Here is a 1336-nt window from a genome sequence, read left to right on the forward strand (position 1 = left end):
GCCGCGGCACCGCCGGACGAACCTCCGGGCGTGAAATCCGGGTTCCACGGATTGCGCGTCACGCCCCAGCGTTTCGACCAGGTGTAGCCGGCGCAGCTGAATTCAGGCGTCGCCGTGCGGGCATGGACGATGCCTCCGGCCTTGATGATGCGCTCGTTCATCGTCGAGGTATGACCACCGATGGCATCCTTCGACAGCAGCGAGCCGTTCGATGTCGGCTTGCCCTTGATATAGCTCTCGTCCTTGATGCCGATGGGCAGCCCCTCGAGCGCCCCGGTGCGGGCGCCCTTGGCGTATTTCGCCTCGGCTTTCCTGGCCAGATCCATCGCCTCATCGAAATGTGTGAAGGTGAAGCAGTTGATCGTCGGCTTGGTGGCCTCGGCGCGGCGGATGGTGGCCTGCATCAAGTCGACAGGCGAAAGTTTCTTCGCCTTGAACAGCCGCAGCGCCTCGCTGGCCGGCATGTAGCAAAGGTCGAGATCGGTCATGGGAAGTCTCCTGCGATCGGCGGATCGCGTTTGGCATGAATAGACAGGAGGTGGCCGCGCCGCGTGTGCGGCGCGGAGAACCCGGATCAGGTCATTTCTGAAGGTCGGTCCAGATTTTCGTGTAGAGCGCCTGCACATCCGGCGGACAGGCCTGCATGAACTGGCCCTTGGCGGCGAACTCGGCGGGAACATCGACTTCCGGCACCCCTTTCATGTCCGCGGGCATGAAGGCTTCCGAGCCCTTGATGCCGTTGGCATAGCGGGCAAAGGCCGAGATCAGAGCGGCATTTTGCGGATCCATGACGAAGTTCTGGAAGAGCTTGGCATTTTCGACGTTTTTGGCGTCCTTCAGCACCGCGACATTGTCCATCCAGATCGGATAGCCTTCCTTGGGATAGCCATAGGCGATCTTGTCGTTCTGCAACCGCTGGCGCAGCGATATGCCGTTCCAGTTGACCCCGGCGGCGATGTCGCCCTTGCCCAGGCCATCGACGGCGCCGTAGTCGAAGGACAGCCATTTTGCCTTGGCCTCGACCAGCTTGTCGCGCACCTTCTTCAGCACCACCTTGTCGGCCGTGCAGTACTGGCCGCCTTCATAGGCGATGGCGAGGAACATGATGTCACCCATCTCGGGCACGACATTGATCTTGCCGACGAGCTCGGGCGGCGGGTCGAGGAAGATCGCGGACGTGTTGATGTCGCCGGAATAGACCGACTTGTTGACCGACACGCCGGTCGTGCCCCATTGCCATGGAACGGTGTATTTGCGGCCCGGATCGAATGGCACGTCGACCCATTTCGGGTCCATATTCTTGAAGTTCTCCATGTTGTTGGGATCGGTCTCCAGC

At 61.2% G+C, this 1336-nt stretch carries 2 protein-coding genes; both read right to left on the reverse strand.

Translation table 11 applies throughout. The features are described from left to right. A partial coding sequence (locus EN935_RS36165; RefSeq protein WP_164771696.1) for an amidase occupies positions 1 to 488 on the reverse strand: 488 nt, incomplete at its 3' end. Positions 489 to 579: 91 nt separating this feature from the next. Then, positions 580 to 1336, reverse strand: a 757-nt coding sequence (locus tag EN935_RS36170; protein ID WP_127374236.1) for an extracellular solute-binding protein, incomplete at its 5' end; no start/stop codon positions are given.

Source organism: Mesorhizobium sp. M7D.F.Ca.US.004.03.1.1, from assembly GCF_003998635.1.
Taxonomy (GTDB): domain Bacteria; phylum Pseudomonadota; class Alphaproteobacteria; order Rhizobiales; family Rhizobiaceae; genus Mesorhizobium; species Mesorhizobium loti.